This is a genomic window from Variovorax sp. Root434, assembly GCF_001426595.1.
Classification (GTDB): domain Bacteria; phylum Pseudomonadota; class Gammaproteobacteria; order Burkholderiales; family Burkholderiaceae_C; genus Variovorax.
Genome location: NZ_LMEK01000012.1, coordinates 906,530 through 929,214 on the forward strand (window position 1 = coordinate 906,530; position 22,685 = coordinate 929,214).

Sequence of the window (22,685 nt, forward strand, 5' to 3'; positions counted from 1 at the left end):
CACATGCACATGGACATCACCGCTTCGCACGCCCTGCCCCGCCGTTCGCTCGCGCCGCTTGCTACCGCGGCGCCCGTGCTGGAAACCCGCTGGGCCGATTGCGAAGAGGACGTGCGCGACGCCCAGCGCCTGCGCTTTCGCGTGTTCGCGCAGGAAATGGGCGCCCATCTCACGCCGCCGGAAGGTACGCCGCCAGGACTCGATGCCGACCGCTTCGACGCCTTCTGCGACCACCTGCTGGTGCATGCAGTGGACCCGGTGCACGGCCGCGGCCCGCTCATCGGCACCTACCGCGTGCTGACGCCGGAAGCAGCGCGCCGCGCGGGCGGTTTCTACACCGACACCGAGTTCGACCTGGCGCCGCTCGCGCCGCTGCGTGCGCGGGCGCTGGAGCTGGGCCGCTCGTGCGTGGATGCAGACTGGCGCTCGGGCAGCGTGATCATGGCGCTGTGGGCCGCGCTGGGGCAGTACATGGTCGACCACGCACTCGACACCATGATCGGCTGCGCCAGCATCGGGCTCGACGACCAGGGCCTGACTGCCGCGCGGCTGTGGCACCGGCTGTGCCGCACGCACCTGGTCGAGCAGCGCTGGCGCGTGGAGCCGCGCATCGCACTGCCGCTGGACACCGACGCGGAAGCCGATGCCGACAGCGACACCGCGCCTCCCGCCGCGCCGCCGCTCATCAAGGGCTACCTGCGCTGCGGCGCGCGCCTGCTCGGCCCGCCCGCGCTCGATGTCGCGTTCAACACCGCCGACCTGCCGATGATGCTGCGCGTGGACGACGTGGCGCCGCGCTACCGCCAGCACTTCTTCGGCGTGGCCGCGTGACGTTGCGAGCGCGATCACGGCGCGCACTGGCCTCGGTGGTGGCGGCGCAGTTCTTCAGCTCGCTGGCCGACAACGCGTTGCTGATCGTCGCCATCGGCCTGCTCATGCAGCGCCACGCGCCCGGCTGGATGACGCCCGCGCTGCGGCTGTTCTTCTACCTCTCCTACGTGCTGCTGGCCGCCTTCGCGGGCGCGGTGGCCGATGCGGCACCGAAGGGTCGCGTGCTGATGGCCACCAACCTCGTCAAGCTCGGCGGCTGTGCCCTGCTGCTGTGGCACGTGCAGCCGCTGGTGGCCTACGCACTGGTCGGCCTGGGCGCGGCGGCTTACTCGCCGGCCAAGTACGGCATCCTGCCGGAGCTGATGCCGCGGGACGAGCTGGTCGCCGCCAACGGCTGGATCGAGGCGGGCACGGTGCTGTCGATCCTGCTCGGCGTGGCGCTGGGCAGCACGCTGGTCGACAGGGGCCTGGCCCTGCCCGCCATCGGTGCGATGTACCTGCTGGCCGCCGCCTGCACGCTCGCGATTCCGCACAACCCGGCGCGCGATCGCGCGGCGCTGGCGCATCCGGGCCGGCTGCTGCGGGAGTTCGGGCGCTCGCTGATGCTGCTGTGGCGCGATGTCGACGCACGCATCTCATTGGCCGTCACCAGCCTGTTCTGGGCCGCGTCGGCCACGCTGCAGTTCCTGGTGCTGCGCTGGGCCGCCGAGCGGCTGGGGCTGGCGCTGTCGCAGGGCGCCCTGCTGCAGATCGCGGTGGCCATCGGCATGGCGGGCGGTGCCATGGGTGCGTCCCGCTGGTTTCCGCTCGAACGCGCGTTGCGTGCGCTGCCGCTAGGCATCGCGCTGGGTGCCATGGTGTTGCTGATGACGCTGGTGACGCAGCCCGCCATCGCCGCCGCGATGCTGGTGGTGATCGGCGCGCTTGCAGGCCTGCTGCTGGTGCCGATGAACGCGCTGCTGCAAAGCCGCGGCCTGCTGCGCATGAACCCGGGCCAGTCGATCGCGGTGCAGAACTTCAACGAGAGCCTGGCCTCGCTGACCATGCTCGGGATGTACGGTGCGCTGATCTACTTCGGGGCGCCGCTGCTGCCCACGCTGGCGGGCTTCGGTGGCTTCCTGGTGCTGGCCATGGGCGGCATCTTCGTCTGGTCGCGCCGCCTGCGGCCGGCGCGCGACGCGCTCGCCTCCCAGAACGTGTAGCCCGCCGGAGTGCCTGCCGGGAGGCATCCGTGAGGGGGCGCCTGGGCGCTTGGGATACAGTCCCGCACCTACCGCCCCACGCCCAGCCGCCAGAGTGAACTTCAGAAAATCTGCCAACAGCCTGGTTGTTCGCCTGCTCATGATGGGCCTTTTGATGGCGGTGGTGGGAACCGCCGGCAGCTACATCCAGCTCAGCCGCTTCATGCGGGAGGAACTGACCCGATCGGTGGCGGTGCAGCAAACGGCGCTGGCCGCCTACGTGGCGCGCAACGTCGACAACTACCTGGGCGAGCGGTTGTCGTTCCTCGAACGCCTGGCGGCCACACTGCCGCCGGAACTCCTGACGCAGCCCGACCGGCTGCGGGCATGGCTGGCGGAGCGCAGCACGCTGAGCCCGGTCTTCCCGCTCGGCCTGATGGTCGCGGACGCCACCGGCAAGCGGCTCGACGGCACGGGGCAGCTCGCAACGGACGGTTCGGAATTCGCGTCCGCGCGCGCGGGGCAGTCCGCGCCGGGCCGTCCGCGGGCAACAGCCTCCAGGCACTCGGTCTTGCCCATGGCCGCGCCCGTGCGCGACGCCGCCGGGCAGGTGGCGGCCGTGCTGCTCGGAACGGCGGACCTCTCGGCCGACGGCCTGCTCGACCATCTGCAACAGGGGCGCGTGGGCGAAGCAGGCGGCATCCTGGTGGTGTCACCGCGCGACCGCATCTTCGTGGCCTCGACGGACGCCTCGATGTCTCTCACGCCAACCCCGCCCGACGGCGTGAACCCGCTGCACGACCGCGCCATGGCGGGCTATCGCGGCAGCGGGACGACGCGCAATGCCAAGGGCATCGACGAAATCTCCGCCATCGCATCGGTGCCGAACAGCGGCTGGTTCGTGGTGGCGCGGCTGCCCGTTTCAGAAGCGCTGGCCCCGGTGGGGCGCATGCAGACCTTCATCCTGCAGCAACGCGCGCCCGCCGTGGCAGCGGTACTCATCGTGATCGGACTGATCATGGCGTGGCTGCTGCGGCCGCTGCTGCGCGCCGCCGACCAGGCCGACCGGATGACCCGCGGCGAACTCGCACTGACGCCGCTGCGGGTGGTGCGAGACGACGAGATCGGGTACCTGACGCAGGCCTTTAACCGGCTGCTGGCCAAGCTGCTCGACAACCAGGAGGCCCTGGCGCGCCTGGCCCACCACGACAGCCTGACCGGCCTGCCCAACCGCAAGCTGCTCGACGAACGGCTCCAGCAGGCGCTGGCACGGGCCAAGCGGCATGCGCGCCAGATGGCCGTGCTCTACCTCGACCTCGACGGATTCAAGAAACTCAACGACACGCTCGGCCACGAGGCGGGCGACAAGGCGCTGCTGGAAATCGCGCACCGGCTGCAGGGCCTGGTGCGGCAGACCGACACGGTGGCGCGCATCGGGGGCGACGAATTCGTGCTGCTGGCCGCCGACTTCGAAAGCTCCGCGGAACAGGGCGCGACGACCCTGGCCCAGCGCTGCATCGACGCGATCGCCCGGCCGCTGCAACTGGAGATGGGGCATTGCGACACGGTCATCGGCGTATCGATCGGCATCGCCCTGGGCAACGGCGACGAAACGCCGCGAGACCTGCTCGCCACGGCCGACGCGGCCATGTACCGGGCCAAGCAGAGCGGGCGCGGCAACTATGCGGTGACGCCGATGACGCCGCGCTGAACGCGGCGTCATCCGGTGCCGCGCCCCCTACTACGCCGGCATGTCGGTCCGAGGCAGCCGCAGGTGCTTCTTCAACGTCTCGAACACCTGCCGCGTGACCGGATTCACCACGTGGCTGCGCACGTAGAGGTAGTAGGCCAGGTCGGGCAGCCGCGGCATGCCGTCGCCCGCGCCGAGCACGCGCAGGCCCGCGTCGAGCTGCTCCACGCCGCGGGCCGTCACGCCCAGCCCCGCACGCAGCGCAGCCTTGATGCCGATCAGGCTCGACGAGGTGTAGCGCGGCGTCCAGGCCACGCCCGCCGCGTCGAGCGCCTCGTGGCCGATGCGGCGGAAGATGCTGGGCCCGTCCGCCATGATGAGCGGCACCGGCTTGGCCGGGTCATGCACGTAGCCTGCAGCGCACAGCCACACGGTGGGCGAGTTGCGCAGCACCACGCCCTCGAACTGCGACTGCGCATCGGCGCGGTTGGAGATGATCATGTCGACCTCGCCGCTCTTGAGCGAAGTCATCAGGTAAGGGCTGCGGCCGATGTGGATGTCCAGCTGCAGCAGCGGCGAGGTGCGCGCCACCTCGGTCAGCAGCAGCGGCAGCATGGTCTCGGCCACGTCGTGCGGCGCGCCGATGCGCAGGTTGCCTTCGAGCTGCCCCTGCCTCAGGCTGCGCAGCGCCTCGTCGTTCACCGCGAGCATGTGGTGCGCGTAGGTGAGCAGCCTCTCGCCGTGCTGCGTGAGCCGCTTCTGCCGGCCCTGCTTGGCGAACAGCGGATGGCCGATCTGCTCCTCCAGCCGCTGCATCTGCTGCGTGATGGCCGACTGCGTGCGCCCCAGGTGCACCGCCGCCGCCGCAAAGCTGTGATGGCTGACGACGGCCGCGAATGAGCGCAGCAGTTCGAGATCGAGCGTGGGCATGTATTAATTTTATTGAAGTGTTTCCTGCGCCAGCTGGATTGTTGCGTCACGCCCCCGTCTCTACAGTGGATGCACACCGAACAGGCAACCCCACTGGAGAAAACCGCATGAGCACCCCATCCGAGCAACGCAGCCGGGCCGTCGAGGCGTCCATCGCCAACATGAAGAAGGCCATAGGCAGCGCTGAAGCCACCCGGGAAAAGCTCGACGTGGTGCTCGATTCGCTGCAAGGCCTGGCCGCGCACACCGAATACTGGGGCGCCGCCGACTTCCCGCCACCCGAGGCCGGCGAGCACCAGGCCCGCTACCTCATCGCCGAAGACCCCGACCAGAGCTATGCGCTGTACCTGAACGTGATGCGCCCGGGCAAGAAGATCGTGCCGCACAACCACACGACCTGGGCCTGCATCGCGGCCGTGGAAGGCACCGAGCACAACCGCGTGTACGAGCGCACCGACGACGGCAGCGTGCCGGGCGTGGGCAAGCTGAAGCAGACGGAGTTGGTGGTCGTCGCGCCGGGCAAGGGCATCGCGCTGATGCCCGAGGACATCCACTCGGTCGAGATCCAGGGCGAGCAGGTCATCCGCCACCTGCACATGTACGGCCGCGCGCTCGAAACGCTGAACCAGCGCACCGCCTACGACCTCGACGCGGGCACGTACCAGACCATGGGCATCGGCGTGCAGACGCGCCGCTAGCCGCATCTTTTTTCCACATTGCCTTCATGCGGGCCGCGCAGCGTGGCCTCGCAGGATTTCATTCGTCCCGACGACTCGCCTCATGACTTCCTCCATCGACCCGAAGACCCTCAAATTCTGGCTGCACGACGGCGGCGAGATCGCGCTGCTCGACGTGCGCGAGCACGGCCAGTACGGCGAGGCCCATCTCTTCTACGGCATTCCCCTGCCCTTCAGCCGGCTGGAGATCGATGCGCCGCGCCTCGTGCCGCGCCGCGGCGTGCGGGTGGTGGTGTACGACGAAGGCGATGCCGACGTGGCCGAGCGCGCGGCCGCGCGCCTCGCCGTGCTGGGCTACGGCAACGTGCACGTGCTGCAAGGCGGCGCCCGCGCCTGGAAGGCCGCGGGCTACGTGCTCTTCGCGGGCGTCAACCTGCCCTCGAAGACCTTCGGCGAACTGGCCGAGGAGGTCTATCACACGCCCCGCGTCAGCGCCGGCCAGCTCGCGGAGATGCTCGCTCGCAAGGACAAGGTGGTGGTGCTCGACGGCCGCCCCGCCAGCGAGTTCCACAAGATGAACATCCCGAGCGCCACCTGCTGCCCCAACGGCGAGCTGGCCTACCGCGTGCGCCGGCTGGTGCCCGACACCACCACGCCCATCGTCATCAACTGCGCGGGCCGCACGCGCAGCATCATCGGCGCGCAGACGCTCATCAACCTGGGGCTGCCCAACCCCGTCTATGCGCTGGAGAACGGCACGCAGGGCTGGTACCTCGCCGATCACACGCTGGAGCACGGCGGCACGCAGCGTTACGCCGACGACAGCGGCAACACCGACCTGCGCCCCGCCGCCAGGGCGCTGGCCGCCCGCTTCGACGTGCCGATGGTGAACGCGCAGGCCGTTCGGCAGTGGGCCGACGACGCAGAGCGCACCCTGTTCCTGTGCGACGTGCGCACGCCGGAAGAATTCGCGGCCGGCAGCCTGCCCGGTGCGCAGCACACGCCGGGCGGCCAGCTGATGCAGGCCGGTGACCAGTACTTCGGCGTGCGCGGCGCACGGCTCGTGCTGTTCGACAACGACGGCGTGCGTGCGCCGACCATCGCGAGCTGGCTGCGGCAGATGGGGCACGACGCGAGCGTGCTCGAAGGTGGGCTGGCGAGCGGGCTGTCGCTCGCGCCTGCCGCCACGCCCCGCGCGCCCGCGCTGGCCACCATCGATGCGCAGGCGCTCGCCGCGCGCATCGAGCGCAACGAGGTGGCGGTAGTCGACCTGCGCGCCAGCATGCAGTTTCGCGCCGGCCACATCGCGCAGGCCCGCTGGTCGATCCGCCCCCGCCTCGCCCGCGACGTGACGAACACCGAGACGCGCCAGCTCGTGCTGGTTGCCGACGACGCCGCGCTCGCGGCATGGGCCGCGGCCTCCGAGCTCGCGGGCTTGCCGAGCGCACCGCTGCTGCTGGCAGGCGGCATGGCCGCATGGCGCGCCGCCGGCTTGCCCGTCGAAGCCACGCCCACGCTGCCCGCCGACAGTGACTGCATCGACTACCTGTTCTTCGTGCACGACCGCCACGACGGCAACAAGGAAGCCGCACGCCGCTACCTCGCATGGGAAACGGGTCTCGTCGCGCAGCTCGACGCGCAGGAGCGCGCCGCCTTCCGCCTACCCGCCGCCGCATCGCACGGCTGACATCCCCGGTTCCGCTTTCCGTTCGTCCTTGTCCGTTCCTATTCCAGGAGTTCCGTCATGTCGTTCGCCAGCCGCATCCCGCACATCGCCCGTTATGCCGTCGCCGCCGCATGGCTCGCGGCGCTCGCCCTGCAGCCCGCCGCCGCCGAACCGCTGGCACCACGCAATGGCTTTCCCTCGCAGACGGTGAAGTTCATCTCGCCCTTTCCGCCCGGAGGCGGCAACGATGCAACGGCGCGCCTCGTCACCACACGCCTGCCGGAAATCATGGGGCAGGCGGCAGTGGTCGACAACCGCGGCGGCGCGGGCGGCAACATCGGCGCCAAGGCCGTGGCCGACGCCAAGCCCGACGGCTACACCGTGCTCACCTCGCAGGTGTCGATCATGGCCGTGAACCCCACGCTGTATGCGGCGCCGGGCTTCGATCCGATCAAGAGCTTCATTCCCATCACGCAGATCAACGCCGCACCGCTCGCGCTGGTGGTGGACGCCAACTCGCCCCTCAAGAGCTTCGCCGACCTCGCGACGAAGGCCAAGGCCAACCCCGGCAAGGTGACCTATGCGACGCCCGGCAACGGCACGCTGTCGCACCTCGTCGGCGTGGTGCTGGCCAAGGACAACGGCGTGGAGATGACGCACGTGCCCTACAAGGGCGCCGGCCCCGCACTGACCGACCTGCTCGGCGGACAGGTCGACGTGCTGGTCACGTCCACCGCCTCGGTCGCCGGCTTCGTGCAGAACGGCAAGCTGCGCGTGCTGGCCGTGACCAGTCCGCGCCGCATCGGCGTGTTCTCGAAGGTGCCGACGCTGGAAGAGCTGGGCTATGCCGGCGCGCGCTTCGAAGACTGGTACGGCTTCTTCGCGCCCGCCGGCACGCCGCCGGAACGCGTGGCCTACTTGAACGAAGCCATCGTGCGCACGCTGCATCTGCCCGAGGTGAGCAAGCTCGTGACCGACGGCGGCAGCGAGGTGGTGGCCAACTCGCCGGACGCCTTCGCGGCGCAGCTGCGCCAGGACATTGACCGCTGGTCGCGCATCGTCAAGCTTTCGGGTGCACGCGCCGACTGATTGACGCAACATAGCGGTCCGCCTCTTTCGCACCCTCCTCACCATGCCCGACTCGCACACCGTCCCCGCCGACCTGACGCTCGACACCCGGCTCACGCGCACCGGCAAGACGCCGTCATACGCCGGCGGATCGCCCGTCAACACGCCCCTGGTGCGCGCGAGCACCGTGCTGTTCGACAGCGTGGGCGCGATGCGCGACGCGCGTGCACGGCGCGATGAGGAACGCATCTTCAGCTATGGCGCACGCGGCACGCCGACCACCTTCGCGCTCGAGGATGCGGTGAGCGAACTCGAAGGCGCCTACCGCACCCGGCTCTTTCCGACCGGCCTTGCTGCCATCGGCATGGTGCTGCTGTCGTACCTGAAGCCGGGCGACCACGTGCTGATGTCCGACAGCGTGTACGAGCCCACGCGCAATCTCGTGCATTCGTTCCTCGAGCCGTACGGCATCCGCAGCTCGTTCTTTGCGGCGGATGGCAGCGGCATCGAGGAATTGTTCGAGCCGAACACGCGGCTCGTGTATGCGGAGTGCCCCGGCTCGCTGGTCTACGAGATGTGCGACCTGCCGAAACTGGCGGAGTTGGCGCACGCGCGCGGCGCGCTGCTCGCGGCGGACAACACCTGGGGATCGGGCGTCCAGTACCGCCCGCTCGCGCTGGGCGCGGATATCTCGACGATGGCCGCGACCAAGTACCTTTCGGGCCACTCCGACGTGATGATGGGCACCGTCGCCACCACCGAAGCCGCATGGCGCCCGCTCAACGAACGCTGCGATGCGTTCGGCATGACCGTGAGCCCCGACGACGCGTGGCTGGTGCTGCGCGGCATGCGCACGCTGTCGGCGCGGCTGCAGATGCACGAGCGGCATGCGCTGGAGGTGGCGCACTGGCTGCAGGAGCGGCCCGAGGTGGCGACCGTGTTCTGCCCGGCACTGCCACAGCACCCGGGGCACGACATCTGGAAGCGCGATTGCAGCGGCACAAATGGGCTGCTTTCCATCGAGCTGCAACCGGGCATCGAGAACGCTGCGGTCGAGCGCTTCGTCGATGCACTCACGCTGTTCGGTCGTGGCTCGTCATGGGGCGGCTATGAAAGCCTGGTGGCGTGGACCAACATGCGCGCGGCGCGCAGCGTGACGGACTGGAGCAGGCGCGGGGCGGTGGTGCGGTTGCACATCGGGTTGGAGGCGCCCTTGGATCTGACGGCCGATCTGGAACGCGGGTTTGCTGCAATGCAAACTCAGCAGCAGCACGGCGCGGACGCTCAAGCCCGGTCCGGGCGCTTCGCGTAGGCCAAGGCCAGCGCGAGCCCCACCACCGCCGCGGCGCCCAGCAGCTTCACGGGACTGCTCGTCAGGCTGCGCACGGCGCGCCCGCACGCGGCACCCCAGCCCTCGCGCGCGGGAAACAGCAAGGCGCGTTCATGCGGCGTGAGTGCACGCAGGGCGCTGGGGTTCTCCTCGTCCTCGAGAACGGCCTGGGACACATCGAGTTGCGTGACGTCCTCGGGATGGCGTGGGAGAGTCGTCGGCTTGCGCATGGTGAAGATCCTTGTAGCGGAATGGTCGAGCCCCGAGCTTGCGCTGCCCCGCGGCCTTCGCCCATGCGCGGGCGCAGACGCCGCGAGTAGGCCAACTTCCCGCCTGCGGCGGCGAAATCTTCGCGAGCCCGTCGATGCAGGGCGCATTCATTCATTCGCAGGCGCGCTTCCCCGCAGGCGAGGCACGCAGCCGGTTCAGGAAGGTCAGCTGCACCTTCGCCGTCTCGCTGCCCTGCATTGCCGCGCGGCGCATCCACGCCCCCGCCTCGCAGCGGTCGGCCTTCACGGCCGTGCCGTACAGCGTCGGGCCGGTCAGCAGCACCATGCCGAGCATCTCCTGCGCCTCGGCATGGCCTTCGGTGGCGGCCTGACGCAGCTGTACGAGCATCGTGCGGTAGTCGCGGTCGGCCTGTGCTTCGAGGGCCAGCTGGAAGCGCTGTTCCGCCTGCAGCTCGACGCCCGCATCCGACGGATGCGCGGCGCTGAGCGCGGCCACCAGCAACAGCACGCCCGACAGCAGCACGCGAAAGCGCAGCGACAGGCCGGTCATCAGGTTGAGTTCGGATGGCATCGATGTTCTCCACGAATAGTGTTGTCGTGGAGGCATCGTCGCGCGGCCGCGCCGAACGGAGAAGCCGGATTTCGCGCAGGCCGCCTCAGCCGGAGACTGAGCCTGCGCCCGTGCCTCAGAACTTCGCGGTCAGCATCACCTGCAATTCGCGCCCGGGCCCCGGCATGATCAGGTTGTCCACGCTGCCATGCCCCGACACGTAGTACTTGCGGTTCGTGATGTTCTTCAGGTTCGCCGAAATCTCGTAGCGCCCGGTCTTGTAGCTCGCGGCCAGGTCTGCCGTGACATAGGAAGGCAGCGTGACGAGGTTGCTCAGCGACGCATAGCGCGCGGCCACGTAGTTGACGCCGCCGCCCGCGCTAAGGCCGTTGCCCAGGTCCTTCATGAGCCACACGAAAGCCGAGTGCCGCGGCGTGAGGGGCGCGATCTTGCCCTGCACCGGCATCGCCGCTCCAACCGGCAGCTGCAGCGAACTCACCGTGGCAAGCGACTTGGTCATGCGGCCGTCGAGGTACGCATAGCCCGCGCTGATGTCCCAGCGCCCCGGCAGCTTGCCGGCCAGCGCCAGCTCCATGCCGTTGGTGCGCTGCGTGCCCACGTTGATCTGTCGTGCGGGATTGGTCGGGTCAGTGTTCTTGATGCCCGAGCGCTCCAGGTTGAACACCGCCGCAGTGAGGTTGAGCGCGCCGTCCAGGAAGTCGAGCTTGGCGCCGATCTCCTTGTTCACCGTGATCTCGGGGTCGTTGGCGGTGTTGCTGGCCGACAGCGCGAAGGTCTCGGCCGAAGGCTGGAACGAGCGGCTGTACGACACGTAGTACGACTGCGTTTCGCTCGGCTGCCAGACCACGCCCGCGCGCGGGCTGAACTTGCGATCGGTGCGCGACAGCGGCGCCAGCGCGCGTTCGAACGAGGTGTCCTGCCCGAAAACGTCGTAGCGCCCGCCGATCAGCGCCTTCCACTGCGGTGCCAGGGTGATTTGGTTCTGCGCGTAGAGCGCGGCGGTCTTGAAGCGCGTGTTGCTCGGGATCGCGCTGCTGGCCAGGTAGCTCGCGAGCGGGATCGGCGCGGGTGCGGTTACCGGGTTCAGGATGCTCACGCGTTCGAAGCCGGTGGCCGACGACACGGAATACGCCCGCTTCTCCTGGTGGCCGAACTCCGCACCCAGCAGCCATTCCTGCTTGAAGCCGCCGAGCTCGTTGCGCCATGTGAGGTCGGTCTGGTTGAACCAGCTGCTCTCGTCGCGCAGGATGAAGCCGCGCGTGCGGCCCACGGTCAGGCGAACGGGGTCGGTGGTGCCGCTGGGCAGCGTGTTGTAGCGGTCGAGCTCGTAGCTGGAATAGCGCGTGGTGTTGCGCAGGCTCAGCGTGTCGCTGAAGCGGTGGTTCAGCGTGGCGGTGAACGACTGCACCTTCGTCGTGGTGGTGTCGTCGCGCTTGCCGAAGGCCGAGCCGTAGTAGGTGCCGATGGGCACGTTCACCGGGCGGCCGTTGAGCGCCGGAATGCCGAAGTCGGTGAGCCGCTGGTCGTAGGCGTTGGTGTACTGCAGCAGCAGGTCTGTCTGCGGGCTGAACTTGATGGCCAGCGAGGGCGCGATGTTGTAGCGGTCGATGAACTGCTGGTCGCGGTAGCTGCCCGACTTCTCGCGCGCGACGTTGAGGCGAAACGCCATGTTCTCGCCGATTGGCGTGTTGAGGTCGGTGGTGAGCCGCTTGAAGTCGTGCGTGCCCAGGCCGAGCGAGACTTCGCCGAAGGCGCGGTCGAAGACCGGCTTCTTGGTCACGCGGTTGATCAGGCCGCCCGAGGAGCCGCGGCCGTACAGCACCGCGGCCGGGCCCTTCAGCACCTCGATGCGTTCGGTGTCCGAGAGGTCGCGGAAGTACAGCGCGTCGTCGCGCACGCCGTCGACGAACCAGTCGGCGATGGCGGTGAAGCCGCGGATCACCACCTGGTCGCGCTGGCCGTCGCCTGCGTTGAACGACACGCCGGGCGCGTTGCGCAGCGCGTCCTGCATCGAGGTCGCGCCCTGGTCGCGCAGCAGCTGCGCCGGCACCACGTTGACCGCCTGCGGAATGTCGCGCAGGGGCGCGGAGCCCTTGGTGGCGGTGCTGCCGATGGATGGCGCATAGCCGACGTCCTGCTCGGAGCTGACGGTCACTTCCTTGAGCGTGCTGCCTTCATTGGGGGCGCTCTGGGCCTGTGCCGCGCAGTGAGCGGCGGCCAGGGCGGCAACGAACAGGGACGGATGGCGCAGGCGAAAACGCGGCGCGCGCGAACGGACGGACATGGCGAGATTCCCTCAGGGCGATTTGTTCTTGAAAATCGCGAAGCGCCACACCGGCTCCCCATCGCTCGGATGAAGAAACCGTGTACGCCCTGCCTGGAGAAAATCTGGGTTGGGTGCCTTCGCCGGCTCGCACCGGCTCGGTGGCCGGGGCTTTGGGCGAAGGGATCGCGTCGCGCGACCGCGGGATTCTAGATGCAGCGACGCGTCAGCAGCAACGCCCCTTACCGGCCCCGTAGCGCGCCTCCAGCCGCTCCCGGAAGAAGGCCTCGTAGCTCATCGGCGCGCGGTCCGGGTGGGTGGCCGCCATGTGCGTCAGGTAGGCGTCGTAGTCGGGCAGCCCGACCATGAGCCGCAGCGACTGCTTGAGCGAGCGCGCAAAGTAGCGCCCGGCTTCCGGCAATGCGAGGCCCATGGCGTCAGTGCGCGGCCGTTGCGGCGGCGGCGCCCACCGGCTCGAACGGCGTCTCTTTGGTGGTCGGCCGGTTGGCCGCACGCGCCGCCAGGCAGGCCTTGATGCTGTAGACCAGCACGCTCAGCACCACGAAGATGAAGAGCGCGCACAGCGCCGCGTCGAGGCGGTCGTTGAAGACGATGCGCGACATGGCCTCGGGCGTCTTGGCCGGCGCCACCAGCACGCCGTTGGCGATGCCGTCTGTGTACTTGGCCGCGTGCGAGAGGAAGCCGATCTTCGGGTCTGCCGAGAAGATCTTCTGCCAGCCCGCCGTGAGCGTGCACGCCAGCAGCCACGCGGCAGGCGCAATCGCCACCCACGCATAGCGCTCGCGCTTCATGCGGAACAGCACGACCACGCCCAGCATCAGCGCCACCGCGGCCAGCATCTGGTTGGAGATGCCGAACAGCGGCCACAGCGTGTTGATGCCGCCCAGCGGATCGACCACGCCCTGGTACAGGAAGTAGCCCCAGGCCGCGACGCACAGCGCCGTGGCGACGAGGTTGGCCGGCAGCGAATCGGTGCGCTTGAGCGCGGGCACGAAGCTGCCCAGCAGGTCCTGCAGCATGAAGCGGCCGGCGCGCGTGCCGGCATCGACGGCCGTGAGGATGAACAGCGCCTCGAACAGAATCGCGAAGTGGTACCAGAAGGCCATCATGGCCTGCCCGCCGATCACCTGGTGGAGGATGTGGGCCATGCCCACGGCCAGCGTCGGCGCACCGCCCGCGCGGCCGAGGATGGTCGTCTCGCCCACGTCCTTGGCGGTCTGCAGCAGCATCTCGGGCGTGATCACGAAGCCCCAGCTCGACACCGTGGCCGCCACCTGCTGCGCGGTCGTACCGACCAGCGCGCCGGGGCTGTTCATCGCGAAGTAGATGCCGGGCTCGATGCACGAGGCCGCGACCAGCGCCATCACCGCGACGAAGGATTCGGCCAGCATGCCGCCATAGCCGATGAAGCGCGCATGGCGCTCGTTGTCGAGCATCTTGGGCGTGGTGCCCGAAGAGATCAGCGCATGGAAGCCCGAGACGGCGCCGCAGGCGATGGTGATGAACAAGAACGGGAACAGGCTGCCCGCCCACACCGGGCCGTTGCCCTGCGCGAACTGCGTGACGGACGGCATCTGCAGCGTCGGCATCACGAACACGATGCCGATGGCCAGCGCGATGATGGTGCCGATCTTCAGGAAGGTCGACAGGTAGTCGCGCGGCGCCAGCAGCAGCCATACCGGCAGGCTCGCGGCGATGAAGCCGTAGCCCACCAGCATCCATGTGAGCGCCTTGCCGTCGAAGGTGAAGAGCGGTGCCCACTCGGGGTTCTGGCTCACGGCCTGGCCGCCGAAGATGGCCAGCATCAGCAGCACGAAGCCGATCAGCGACACCTCGCCGATGCGCCCCGGGCGGATGTAGCGCAGGTACACGCCCATGAACAGCGCCACCGGAATCGTCGCGGCCACCGTGAAGGTGCCCCACGGCGATTCGGCCAGCGCCTTCACCACGATCAGCGCCAGCACCGCCAGGATGATGATCATGATCATGAAGGTGCCGAACAGCGCGATCATGCCGGGCACCGCGCCCATCTCCTGCTTGACGAGGTCGCCGAGCGAGCGGCCGTCGCGCCGCGTGGAGATGAACAGAATGATGAAGTCCTGCACCGCACCGGCGAACACCACGCCCGCCAGGATCCACAGCAGGCCGGGCAGGTAGCCCATCTGCGCCGCGAGCACCGGCCCCACCAGCGGACCCGCGCCCGCGATGGCCGCGAAGTGGTGGCCGAACAGCACGTTCTTGTCGGTCGGCACGTAGTCCAGGCCGTCGTTGTGGCGGTGTGCCGGCGTCTTGCGGTTGCCGTCCAGGCCCAGCACCTTGTCGGCGATGAAGAGGCTGTAGTAGCGGTAGGCGATCAGGTAGGTGCAGATCGCGGCGGCCACCACCCAGAGGGCGTTGACGCTTTCGCCTCGGGTCAGGGCCACGGTGCCGAGCGCGAATGCGCCGACCACGGCCACGACCAGCCACACCAGATGGCGTCGGATGCTGTGCATGCGGATGTCTCCTCTATGTTGAACCCGAGGAGTTTTGCCGGGCTGCGGCGCGGGCGCATCCGTCGGACTGCGCGGAGTGCATGCGTGGCTTTGCGTAATGGAAAACCCGGGTACGACTGGCGCCGTCCCGCAGTGCAATGCCTGCGGGCCTACACGCAGGAACCGGACCAGGCGCGAACATGTGAGCCCTCATCAGGACGCGATCAGAGGGCGAAAGAATCGAAGCCATGGACACACAACCACGCTGCTGCATCGCAGGTGGCGGTCCTGCCGGCATGGTGCTGGGCCTTCTGCTGGCCCGGGCCGGCGTGCCCGTCGTCGTGCTGGAAAAGCATCTCGACTTCCTGCGCGACTTTCGCGGCGACACCGTGCACCCGTCAACGCTCGAGATCCTGCACGAGCTGGGCCTGCTCGACGCCTTCCTGCAGCGCCCGCACGACCGCATCGAGGAACTGCGCGTCACCTTCGAAGGCCGCAGCATCCCGGTGGCCGATTTCACGCATCTGCCCGCGCACGGCAAGTTCCTGGTGTTGATGCCGCAATGGGAGTTCCTCGATTTCATGTGCGACGAGGCCCGGCGCTACCCGGGCTTCGAGCTGTGGACCGATGCCGAGGTCATCGGCCTGCTGCAGGACAAGGGACGCGTCAACGGCGTGAAGGTGCGGCGCGGCGGCCGCGCGGGCCAGCCGCAGGATGTCGAGCTGCACGCCTCGCTGGTGGTGGCGGCCGATGGCCGGCACTCCGCGTTGCGCGATGCCGCGGCGCTGCCGCACATCAGCTACGGCGCACCCATCGACGCGCTTTGGATGGCCATTCCCAAGCAGGCCGGCGACCCCTCCACCACCGGGGGCTACATCGCGCGCGGGCGCTTCCTGGCGATGCTGAACCGCGGCGACTACTGGCAATGCGCCTTCGTGATTCCCAAGGGCGGCCACGCTGCGCTGCAGGTCCGGGGCATCGAGGCGTTCCATGAAGAGATCGGAAAGGTCGCCCCCTTTCTGGCCGCCCGGCTGCCATCGGCACTGCCCGGCTGGGACGCGGTGAAGCTGCTCGAGGTGACGGTCGACCGCCTCGAGGCCTGGTCGTGCCGCGGGCTGCTGTGCATCGGCGACGCGGCGCATGCGATGTCGCCGGTGGGCGGCGTCGGCATCAATCTCGCCGTGCAGGACGCCGTGGCCGCCGCCAACCTGCTGGCCCAGGCCTTGGCCGGCGCTGCGAGCGAGAAGGAAATCGACGCCCTGCTGCCCCAGCTCCAGCGCCGCAGGGAATGGCCGGTGCGCGTGACGCAGGCGGCGCAGCGCTTGGTACAGGACCGCGTGCTGGTGCCCGTGCTCGGCGGCGAGCTGGCGTCCGGTTCCGGGCACCTGCCCTGGCCGCTGCGGCTGCTGGCGCGCTGGCCGCTGCTGCGCAGGCTGCCGGCGCGGACCGTGGGCATGGGCGTGCGGCCCGAGCACGTGAAGTCGCCACGGGCGTGATGGAACTGGCATTTCGTTACACAGCCGGGGCCTGGGGAGGCCGCCGGGCAGGCCTCTGCGAGAGGTCGCTGTTGTAGACTGCCAGGTTTCGATCAGGCGCGTTCAAGCGGTATGGGGCAAGTTTTCAGGCGCACAAGTTTCAACGGCTCGGCGCTCATTCGCTTGCTTTCCCGACTGGCCGACATCGATGCTCGCGAACCCGCACAACCCACCGCCGACCGACTGAGCCAGTGGTTCGGCTGGACCGATGCCATCTCGCTGTCCGCAGCGCTCGATGGCGCACCGGCAACGACGGCACAGCCTGGCACCCGCGCTCCCCGCAACACCGAAGAAGGCGAATGCCAACGCGTGAGAGCCGCCCTGGCGAATGCCATCGCCGAGGACAGCACCTTCGGCACCAGCAAGGACGCGACGCCAGAGTTCACCCCGTACCGCCGGCGCTACCTCGCCCGGCAACAGGCGATGGAGGCCGGTGTCGGTTCGCTGCGCAGCCGGCTGCGCTCGGCGCTGGCGGCCAAATCGCCGGCCATGGCCCGGCTGGCGTCGGTGGACGTGGTCATGGCGCAGGTGCTGGAGGCGCGCGAGCACAGCCTGCTGTCGGCCGTGCCCGGGATGCTCGAAAAGCACTTCGAGCGCTTGCGCAAGGCCGCCGAGACGCCTGACGAAGCAGAGACAGACAGCGGCACCCAGCCCACCGACGCGTGGCTGGACGTGTTCCGCAAAGACGCCCAGGACGTGCTGCTCGCCGAACTGGACTTTCGATTTCAACCGGTCGAAGGGCTGCTCGAAGCACTTCGCACCCAGGCCACCAGGACCCCATGACCCGCTTCCTTCAATATGCCGTCTTTGTCGCAGGCCTGGCCGTCGTCGGCTGGGTGGGCGCCGGATACATCGGCACGAACCCGCTGGCGCTGGCCGTCACCGCGATCATCGGCGCGTCCTACCTCATGGGCGCGCTGGAACTGCATCGCTTCCAGCAGGCCACCTCCACATTGACGCAGGCCGTGGCGGACCTCTCCGCCCCGCCCGACAACCTCGGCGCATGGCTCGGCCGGCTGCATCCTTCGCTGCAGAACGCGGTGCGCCTGCGCATCGAGGGCGAACGCGTCGGCCTGCCCGGCCCGGCGATGACGCCGTACCTCGCCGGCTTTCTCGTGCTGCTGGGCATGCTCGGCACCTTCGTCGGCATGGTGGTCACGCTCAAGGGCACCGGCCTCGCGCTGGAAAGCTCGACCGATCTGCAGACCATCCGCGACTCGCTGTCCGCTCCCGTGAAGGGCCTCGGACTGGCCTTCGGCACCTCCGTGGCAGGCGTGGCCGCCTCGGCGATGCTGGGCCTGGCCTCGGCGCTGAGCCGGCGCGAGCGGCTGCAGGCCGGGCAATTGCTCGACACCCAGATCGCGACGGTCCTGCGCGTCTTCTCGCTCACGCATCAGCGTGAGGAATCGTTCAAGCTGCTGCAGCAGCAGGCCCACGCGATGCCCGAGCTGGTCGGCCAGCTGCAGGCCATGATGCTGGCGATGGAACGCCAGAGCCACGCGCTGAACGAACGCCTCGCCACCAGCCAGGACCACTTCCACAGCAAGGCCGAGGCCGTGTACGGCAGCCTCGCCGCTTCCGTCGACCAGTCGCTGAAGCAGAGCCTGACCGAGAGCGCACGCGTCGCCGGCGCTGCGATCCAGCCGGTCGTCGAAGCCACCATGGCCGGCATCGCGCGCGAAACAGCCACGCTGCATGACACCATCTCGCAGACCGTGCAGCAGCAGCTCGACGGCCTGTCGACCCGCTTCGAGGCCACCACCACCCGCGTGGCCGATACCTGGAAGACAGCGCTCGCTGAACACCAGCGCACGAGCGAAGCCTTGTCGAAGGACATGCGCGGCTCGCACGACCAATTCGCGCAGACCTTCGAACAGCGCTCGGCCGCGCTGGTGGACACCGTCTCCGCCCGCCTCGAAAGCGCCGTGGGCAACGTGTCGGACACCTGGGGCAGCGCGCTTGCGCAGCATCAGCGCGTGAGCGAAAAACTCTCGGGCGATGCGCACCAGGCCCTGTCGTCGGCCGCCGCCGCCTTCGCGCAGCATGCCGCGTCGCTGCTGCACACGGTCGATGGCGCACACGCGAAGCTGCAGACCGACATGGCATCGCGCGACGAGCAGCGCCTCGCGGCCTGGACGCAATCGCTCACGGCCATGGCCGCCTCGCTGCAAAAGGAATGGCAGCAAGCCAGCGCACACAACGCGAGCCAGCAGCAACAGTTGCTCGACACCATGGCGCAGGCCGCGCGCGACATGTCGGCCCAGACCGAAGCGCACGCGAAGAGCACCGTCGCCGAGATCGCACAGTTGCTGCAGGCGGCTTCGGAAGCGCCACGGGCCGCGGCCGAGATCGTGTCCGAGATGGCATCGCGCGACGAACAACGCCTCTTGGCGTGGACGCAATCGCTGGCCGCCATGGCCGCATCGCTGCAGCAGGAATGGCAGCAGGCCGGCGCACACAACGCGAGCCAGCAGCAGCAACTGATCGATGCCATGGCGCAAACCGCGCGGGACATGTCGGCCCAGACCGAGGCGCATGCGAAGAACACCGTTGCCGAGATCGCGCAGCTGCTGCAAGCCGCAGCGGAAGCACCGCGCGCCGCAGCCGAGGTTGTCACCGAGCTGCGCCAGAAACTCGCCGACAGCATGACCCGCGACAACGCGATGCTGGAAGAGCGCAGCCGCATCCTCGAAACGCTGGCCACCCTGCTCGACGCCGTGAACCATGCCTCCACCGAACAGCGCACGGCCATCGACACCCTGGTGTCCGCATCGGCGGACCTGCTGGAGCGCGTGGGCAGCCGCTTCACCGAGAAGGCCGACGCCGAGTCCGAGAAGATGGCCGCCGTTGCCGCGCAGATCACCGGCAGCGCCGTCGAAGTGGCGAGCCTCGGTGAAGCCTTCGGCCTTGCCGTACAGCTGTTCAGCCAGTCGAACGACAAGCTCGCGGGCCACCTGCAGCGCATCGAAGGCGCGCTGGGCAAGTCCATTGCGCGCAGCGACGAGCAATTGGCCTACTACGTTGCGCAGGCGCGCGAAGTCATCGACCTGAGCATCATGTCGCAGAAGCAGATCGTCGAAGACATGCAGCAGATCGCCAGCCGCCAGCAACAGCAGGCACCGGTGGACAGCGAAGCATGATGCGCGAAGACCTCGACGCCGGCTTCGACGAGCCGGGCGTGCCGGTGTGGGCGGTGTTCGGCGACCTGATGGCGGGCCTGCTCGGGGCCTTCGTGCTGATCCTGGTGTGCGCGATCGGCATGCAGCTGGAGCTCGCGTCCAAGCTGGAGACCGAGGTCAAGCAGCGGCAAGCCGAGGCCAAGCGGCGGCAAACGCTGGAACAAGCTCTCGCGGGGCCGCTCGCAGCCGGCCGCGTGACACTGAACAACGGCCGCATCGGCATCAGCGGCAGCGTGCTGTTTGCCTTCAACTCCGCGGAGCTTCAGCCCGAAGGCCGGCAACTGCTCAAGAGCCTGGCCGCACCGCTGAGCGCATACCTCAAGTCGCGCGACGAGATCCTGATGGTGAGCGGCTTTACCGACGACCGGCAGATGCGCGACAACGCACGCCAGTTTGCAGACAACTGGGAGCTGTCGGCGCAGCGTGCCTTGACGGTGACACGGGCGCTGATCGAATCGGGCATACCGTCGTCGTCGATCTTCGCGGCGGCGTTCGGGTCTGAGCAGGCGGTGGCCTCGAACGCAGATGCCGATGGGCGCTCGAAGAACAGGCGCGTGGAAATGGCGCCCACGCCGAGGCCCTCCAACAATGCCAGCGCAAAGCCCCGTGACTGATCACGAGACTTGCCTCGACACCGCCGCGATGGTCGCTGCATCGATCAAGCGCGGCGATCATCGCTTCGATCCCGTGCGCTTTCGTGTCATCGAGGCGATGGCCAGGCGCGCAGCCGCGTACTGCGGCGAGGCTCGGCGCATTCTGGACGACAAGGTGCTCACGCTGCTTGCTGCGTACGGCGAGGATCTAGAGAAGGCGCGGCCCGCGGATGCGGCGAAACAGGAAGCCGCACCGGAGCGCGGGGCGCTTGCCGGCCTCGTCGATCACATTGCCCGGCATGCACCAGTGCTTGGCGATAGCTCGCCCCCCGCTGCGGGCAATGCGGCACGCGGCCTCCCTGCCTCTTCGCCTTCCACCGAACTAAAGTCGATCCGCTACTTCAAGAGCACATGGTCCAAGCTCAGCGCGGATCGGCGCTTGACGCAATCGCTGGCGAAGGTGCCGGAGAACGCAGGCCCCCTCAACTCGCATCACCTCGTGCACCGTTCGCTCACGCTGATGCGCGACCTGTCGCCGGAATATCTCAACCGGTTCATGTCGTATGTCGATGCGTTGTCGTGGGTCGATCAGTTGAACGGGAGCAGTGCCGCGGCGGGTGCGGCGAGCCCGCGCGCCGAAGGCCCTGCCAGAAAGAGCGGTCGCGGCAAGTCCGCCTGAACCCTCAGGGCCGCCGCGCCTGCATCGGCTGGCGCGACCAATACACGCCATCGAGCCTGTCGAGCCGCACCTCGCCGCCGGTCGACGGCGCATGCACGAAGCGACCTCCGCCCACGTAGATGCCGGCATGCGTCGGTGCGAACGAACCGAAGAGCACGAGGTCGCCGGTGCGAACGTCGGACATTGCGACCGGACTGCCGAAGGCCGCCATCCGCGCCACCGTGCGCGGCGGCGACTGCCCCACGCTGTTGAGATAGACGTAGCCGATGAGGCCGCTGCAGTCGAAGCCGCCGTCCGGCGTGTTGCCGCCATAGCGGTACGGCGTGCCGACCAGCCCCAGTGCGTGGATCGCGATGCTGTTGGTTTGTTCGGCCGTCAGCGTGCTGGTGACGGCGGCTCCCGGCCTTGGCCCGGTAGGGCCTGCGCAGCCCAGAACCAGAAGACAGGCCCCTATCGGAAGGAGCCGAAGCAGCCACTGCAGCAGCGGCAGCAAGAGCGCGTGGGAACGTGGCGTTGGCACAGGTGCGTCGGGCATGTCGGATGGCTGAGCTTGTGAACGTGCACGGACTCTAGCGCGGAACGCGACGGCGACCTGAAGATGGCCCCTCCGCAGGCCGTGCGCTGCTGCGCCGGCGCCACGGAGGAAGGAAAGAAGCTCTTACTGGCCTGCGGCGGGCGCGTTGACCGCGTCCTTCAGCGCCTTGCCGGCGGTGAACTTGGGCGCCTTGCTGGCCTTGATGGTCATCGGCTCGCCGGTCGACGGATTGCGGCCCGTGCGCTCGGGGCGGCTTGCCACGGCGAAGGTGCCGAAGCCGATCAGTTGCACCGTGTCGCCGCCGGCCAGGGCGCGCGACAGGTTTTCGATGGTGGAGTCGAGCGCGCGGGCGGCGTCGGCCTTGCTGAGGTTGGTGTCGGCGGCGATGGCCGTGATGAGGTCGGTCTTGTTCAAGATGAGGTTCTTTCTTTGATCGGACGGTTGAAGGGAAATGAGTGGCGCAGAGCGCACCGGGCTCGAACTTTATACGCCCCGCCGAAGGAGCGGGACACGCGCGCGTTTCAAAAGTGAAACATCGTGATCGATGCACGCTGGCGCGGGAAGAATCTCCCGCGCAACGGACTGCACCCCGTATTCACCGGAAGCCGAAGACCAGCAGCAGGTTGTTCGCAGGCATTACATGCCGCTCGCGCAGCACGAGGCCTGCTCGGTGCGCCTCTGCCGTCACGTCTTCCAGGCGGCGAATGCCCCATGCGGAATTTCGGGCACGCAAGTCTTCGTCGAACGCGAGGTTGCCCGGCGCCGTTGGAACTTCATCTTCCAAATACGGCCCGTACGTGATCAACACGCCGCCAGGAAGCAGATGCCGCGCGGCCCCGTGCATCAAGGCAGCGCATGTGGTCCAAGGCGCGATGTGCAGCATGTTGGCGCAGTAGATCGCGTCGAACTTCTTTTCTTCTTCAGCGGATGCGGAACCCTGCAATGGCCATTGAGGGGCCATCACGTCGAGCAGGAGCGGCGGGCGGAGATTGGGCTGCGCAGCTTCTGCGACTCGGCTTGCAATCGCGGGGAGCATGCGGGCATCTGCGTCGGTGGGTTGCCATACCCATTGAGTCATGGCTGCCGCGAACCAGGCAGCGTGCTGCCCCGTACCGGACGCGATCTCCAGCACAGTGCCACGCTCGCCGAGGATGCGGGTCAGCGCATCCAGAATGGGCTGTTTGTTGCGGTCGGCGGCGGGGCTGTGGGGAAGGTCGGGCATTCGGGGGGACTTT

General features: G+C 68.7%; 21 protein-coding genes. 12 read left to right on the forward strand and 9 right to left on the reverse strand.

Translation table 11 applies throughout. The features are described 5' to 3' along the window. Positions 1-3 precede the first annotated feature (3 nt). The 3 genes from ASD05_RS14735 (at position 4) to ASD05_RS14745 (ending at position 3,723) form a co-directional block, all read left to right on the forward strand. On the forward strand, positions 4-831 hold the full coding sequence (locus ASD05_RS14735; RefSeq protein WP_082572059.1) for a GNAT family N-acyltransferase: 828 nt from the start codon (positions 4-6) through the stop codon (positions 829-831). Continuing rightward, positions 828-2,033 (forward strand): lysophospholipid transporter LplT, encoded by a 1,206-nt coding sequence (gene lplT, locus ASD05_RS14740; RefSeq protein WP_157610095.1) that lies wholly within the window; start codon positions 828-830, stop codon positions 2,031-2,033. Before ASD05_RS14735 ends, lplT begins: the two co-directional genes overlap by 4 nt. 139 nt (positions 2,034-2,172) lie before the next feature. Then, a complete protein-coding gene (locus tag ASD05_RS14745; RefSeq protein ID WP_056593487.1) occupies positions 2,173-3,723 on the forward strand; it encodes a GGDEF domain-containing protein in 1,551 nt (516 codons plus the stop codon). Between the two features lie 30 nt (positions 3,724-3,753). Here ASD05_RS14745 and ASD05_RS14750 read toward each other — a convergent pair whose 3' ends face one another. Next, positions 3,754-4,632 carry a LysR substrate-binding domain-containing protein gene (locus ASD05_RS14750; RefSeq protein ID WP_056593501.1) on the reverse strand — a complete coding sequence of 293 codons (879 nt, stop codon included), beginning with the start codon at positions 4,630-4,632 and terminating at the stop codon, positions 3,754-3,756. 107 nt (positions 4,633-4,739) lie between these two features. Between ASD05_RS14750 and ASD05_RS14755 the strand changes: the two genes are divergently transcribed. The 4 genes from ASD05_RS14755 (at position 4,740) to metC (ending at position 9,355) form a co-directional block, all read left to right on the forward strand. Next, the gene (locus ASD05_RS14755; RefSeq protein WP_056593503.1) at positions 4,740-5,330 is read left to right on the forward strand and encodes a cysteine dioxygenase family protein; all 591 of its coding nucleotides are present in this window, start codon (positions 4,740-4,742) and stop codon (positions 5,328-5,330) included. Positions 5,331-5,412: 82 nt separating this feature from the next. After that, positions 5,413-6,996, forward strand: coding sequence for a rhodanese-like domain-containing protein (locus ASD05_RS14760; protein WP_056593506.1), 1,584 nt, complete (start codon positions 5,413-5,415; stop codon positions 6,994-6,996). A 57-nt stretch (positions 6,997-7,053) separates the two neighbouring features. After that, a complete protein-coding gene (locus ASD05_RS14765) occupies positions 7,054-8,064 on the forward strand; it encodes a Bug family tripartite tricarboxylate transporter substrate binding protein (RefSeq protein WP_056593509.1) in 1,011 nt (336 codons plus the stop codon). A gap of 43 nt (positions 8,065-8,107) precedes the next feature. Beyond that, entirely contained in the window at positions 8,108-9,355 is a 1,248-nt protein-coding gene (gene metC / locus ASD05_RS14770) for a cystathionine beta-lyase (protein WP_056593512.1), read from the forward strand. Here the strand turns inward: metC and ASD05_RS14775 are convergent. From ASD05_RS14775 to ASD05_RS14795, 5 genes are all read right to left on the reverse strand, one after another. Continuing rightward, entirely contained in the window at positions 9,328-9,603 is a 276-nt protein-coding gene (locus ASD05_RS14775; RefSeq protein ID WP_056593515.1) for a hypothetical protein, read from the reverse strand. The genes metC and ASD05_RS14775 overlap by 28 nt on opposite strands. Positions 9,604-9,754: 151 nt before the next feature. Continuing rightward, complete coding sequence (locus ASD05_RS14780) at positions 9,755-10,174, reverse strand: sel1 repeat family protein (RefSeq protein ID WP_056593518.1); 420 nt, start codon at positions 10,172-10,174, stop codon at positions 9,755-9,757. Between the two features lie 115 nt (positions 10,175-10,289). Beyond that, positions 10,290-12,458, reverse strand: coding sequence for a TonB-dependent receptor (locus ASD05_RS14785; protein ID WP_056593522.1), 2,169 nt, complete (start codon positions 12,456-12,458; stop codon positions 10,290-10,292). Between the two features lie 205 nt (positions 12,459-12,663). Then, positions 12,664-12,870, reverse strand: coding sequence for a YbdD/YjiX family protein (locus ASD05_RS14790; RefSeq protein WP_007837269.1), 207 nt, complete (start codon positions 12,868-12,870; stop codon positions 12,664-12,666). A 4-nt stretch (positions 12,871-12,874) separates the two neighbouring features. Beyond that, positions 12,875-14,950 carry a carbon starvation CstA family protein gene (locus ASD05_RS14795; RefSeq protein ID WP_056593525.1) on the reverse strand — a complete coding sequence of 692 codons (2,076 nt, stop codon included), beginning with the start codon at positions 14,948-14,950 and terminating at the stop codon, positions 12,875-12,877. Between the two features lie 227 nt (positions 14,951-15,177). Between ASD05_RS14795 and ASD05_RS14800 the strand changes: the two genes are divergently transcribed. The 5 genes from ASD05_RS14800 (at position 15,178) to ASD05_RS14820 (ending at position 20,915) form a co-directional block, all read left to right on the forward strand. Continuing rightward, positions 15,178-16,425, forward strand: coding sequence for an FAD-dependent oxidoreductase (locus ASD05_RS14800; RefSeq protein WP_082572060.1), 1,248 nt, complete (start codon positions 15,178-15,180; stop codon positions 16,423-16,425). Between the two features lie 111 nt (positions 16,426-16,536). Continuing rightward, positions 16,537-17,247: a DUF3348 domain-containing protein gene (locus tag ASD05_RS14805; RefSeq protein WP_056593530.1), complete on the forward strand. Its 711-nt coding sequence runs from the start codon at positions 16,537-16,539 to the stop codon at positions 17,245-17,247. Further along, complete coding sequence (locus ASD05_RS14810; protein WP_056593532.1) at positions 17,244-19,604, forward strand: DUF802 domain-containing protein; 2,361 nt, start codon at positions 17,244-17,246, stop codon at positions 19,602-19,604. Before ASD05_RS14805 ends, ASD05_RS14810 begins: the two co-directional genes overlap by 4 nt. Next, positions 19,604-20,257 carry an OmpA family protein gene (locus ASD05_RS14815; RefSeq protein WP_056593537.1) on the forward strand — a complete coding sequence of 218 codons (654 nt, stop codon included), beginning with the start codon at positions 19,604-19,606 and terminating at the stop codon, positions 20,255-20,257. Before ASD05_RS14810 ends, ASD05_RS14815 begins: the two co-directional genes overlap by 1 nt. Further along, entirely contained in the window at positions 20,232-20,915 is a 684-nt protein-coding gene (locus ASD05_RS14820) for a DUF2894 domain-containing protein (protein ID WP_056593540.1), read from the forward strand. Before ASD05_RS14815 ends, ASD05_RS14820 begins: the two co-directional genes overlap by 26 nt. A 4-nt stretch (positions 20,916-20,919) precedes the next feature. Here ASD05_RS14820 and ASD05_RS14825 read toward each other — a convergent pair whose 3' ends face one another. From ASD05_RS14825 to ASD05_RS14835, 3 genes are all read right to left on the reverse strand, one after another. Continuing rightward, on the reverse strand, positions 20,920-21,450 hold the full coding sequence (locus ASD05_RS14825) for a C40 family peptidase (RefSeq protein WP_056593543.1): 531 nt from the start codon (positions 21,448-21,450) through the stop codon (positions 20,920-20,922). A 123-nt stretch (positions 21,451-21,573) separates the two neighbouring features. Continuing rightward, complete coding sequence (locus ASD05_RS14830; protein WP_056593546.1) at positions 21,574-21,864, reverse strand: HU family DNA-binding protein; 291 nt, start codon at positions 21,862-21,864, stop codon at positions 21,574-21,576. Between the two features lie 181 nt (positions 21,865-22,045). Next, positions 22,046-22,672 (reverse strand): DUF938 domain-containing protein, encoded by a 627-nt coding sequence (locus ASD05_RS14835; protein WP_056593551.1) that lies wholly within the window; start codon positions 22,670-22,672, stop codon positions 22,046-22,048. Between the last annotated feature and the right edge of the window lie 13 nt (positions 22,673-22,685).

Bases quoted from the DNA above. Each gene is read 5' to 3' on its own strand.
- ASD05_RS14735 (WP_082572059.1), top strand. From the start codon at position 4: ATGCACATGGACATCACCGCTTCGCACGCCCTGCCCCGCCGTTCGCTC.
- ASD05_RS14745 (WP_056593487.1), top strand. From the start codon at position 2,173: ATGATGGGCCTTTTGATGGCGGTGGTGGGAACCGCCGGCAGCTACATC.
- ASD05_RS14750 (WP_056593501.1), bottom strand. From the start codon at position 4,632: ATGCCCACGCTCGATCTCGAACTGCTGCGCTCATTCGCGGCCGTCGTC.
- ASD05_RS14755 (WP_056593503.1), top strand. From the start codon at position 4,740: ATGAGCACCCCATCCGAGCAACGCAGCCGGGCCGTCGAGGCGTCCATC.
- ASD05_RS14760 (WP_056593506.1), top strand. From the start codon at position 5,413: ATGACTTCCTCCATCGACCCGAAGACCCTCAAATTCTGGCTGCACGAC.
- ASD05_RS14765 (WP_056593509.1), top strand. From the start codon at position 7,054: ATGTCGTTCGCCAGCCGCATCCCGCACATCGCCCGTTATGCCGTCGCC.
- metC (WP_056593512.1), top strand. From the start codon at position 8,108: ATGCCCGACTCGCACACCGTCCCCGCCGACCTGACGCTCGACACCCGG.
- ASD05_RS14775 (WP_056593515.1), bottom strand. From the start codon at position 9,603: ATGCGCAAGCCGACGACTCTCCCACGCCATCCCGAGGACGTCACGCAA.
- ASD05_RS14780 (WP_056593518.1), bottom strand. From the start codon at position 10,174: ATGCCATCCGAACTCAACCTGATGACCGGCCTGTCGCTGCGCTTTCGC.
- ASD05_RS14785 (WP_056593522.1), bottom strand. From the start codon at position 12,458: ATGTCCGTCCGTTCGCGCGCGCCGCGTTTTCGCCTGCGCCATCCGTCC.
- ASD05_RS14790 (WP_007837269.1), bottom strand. From the start codon at position 12,870: ATGGGCCTCGCATTGCCGGAAGCCGGGCGCTACTTTGCGCGCTCGCTC.
- ASD05_RS14795 (WP_056593525.1), bottom strand. From the start codon at position 14,950: ATGCACAGCATCCGACGCCATCTGGTGTGGCTGGTCGTGGCCGTGGTC.
- ASD05_RS14800 (WP_082572060.1), top strand. From the start codon at position 15,178: ATGGACACACAACCACGCTGCTGCATCGCAGGTGGCGGTCCTGCCGGC.
- ASD05_RS14805 (WP_056593530.1), top strand. From the start codon at position 16,537: ATGGGGCAAGTTTTCAGGCGCACAAGTTTCAACGGCTCGGCGCTCATT.
- ASD05_RS14810 (WP_056593532.1), top strand. From the start codon at position 17,244: ATGACCCGCTTCCTTCAATATGCCGTCTTTGTCGCAGGCCTGGCCGTC.
- ASD05_RS14815 (WP_056593537.1), top strand. From the start codon at position 19,604: ATGCGCGAAGACCTCGACGCCGGCTTCGACGAGCCGGGCGTGCCGGTG.
- ASD05_RS14820 (WP_056593540.1), top strand. From the start codon at position 20,232: ATGCCAGCGCAAAGCCCCGTGACTGATCACGAGACTTGCCTCGACACC.
- ASD05_RS14825 (WP_056593543.1), bottom strand. From the start codon at position 21,450: ATGCCCGACGCACCTGTGCCAACGCCACGTTCCCACGCGCTCTTGCTG.
- ASD05_RS14835 (WP_056593551.1), bottom strand. From the start codon at position 22,672: ATGCCCGACCTTCCCCACAGCCCCGCCGCCGACCGCAACAAACAGCCC.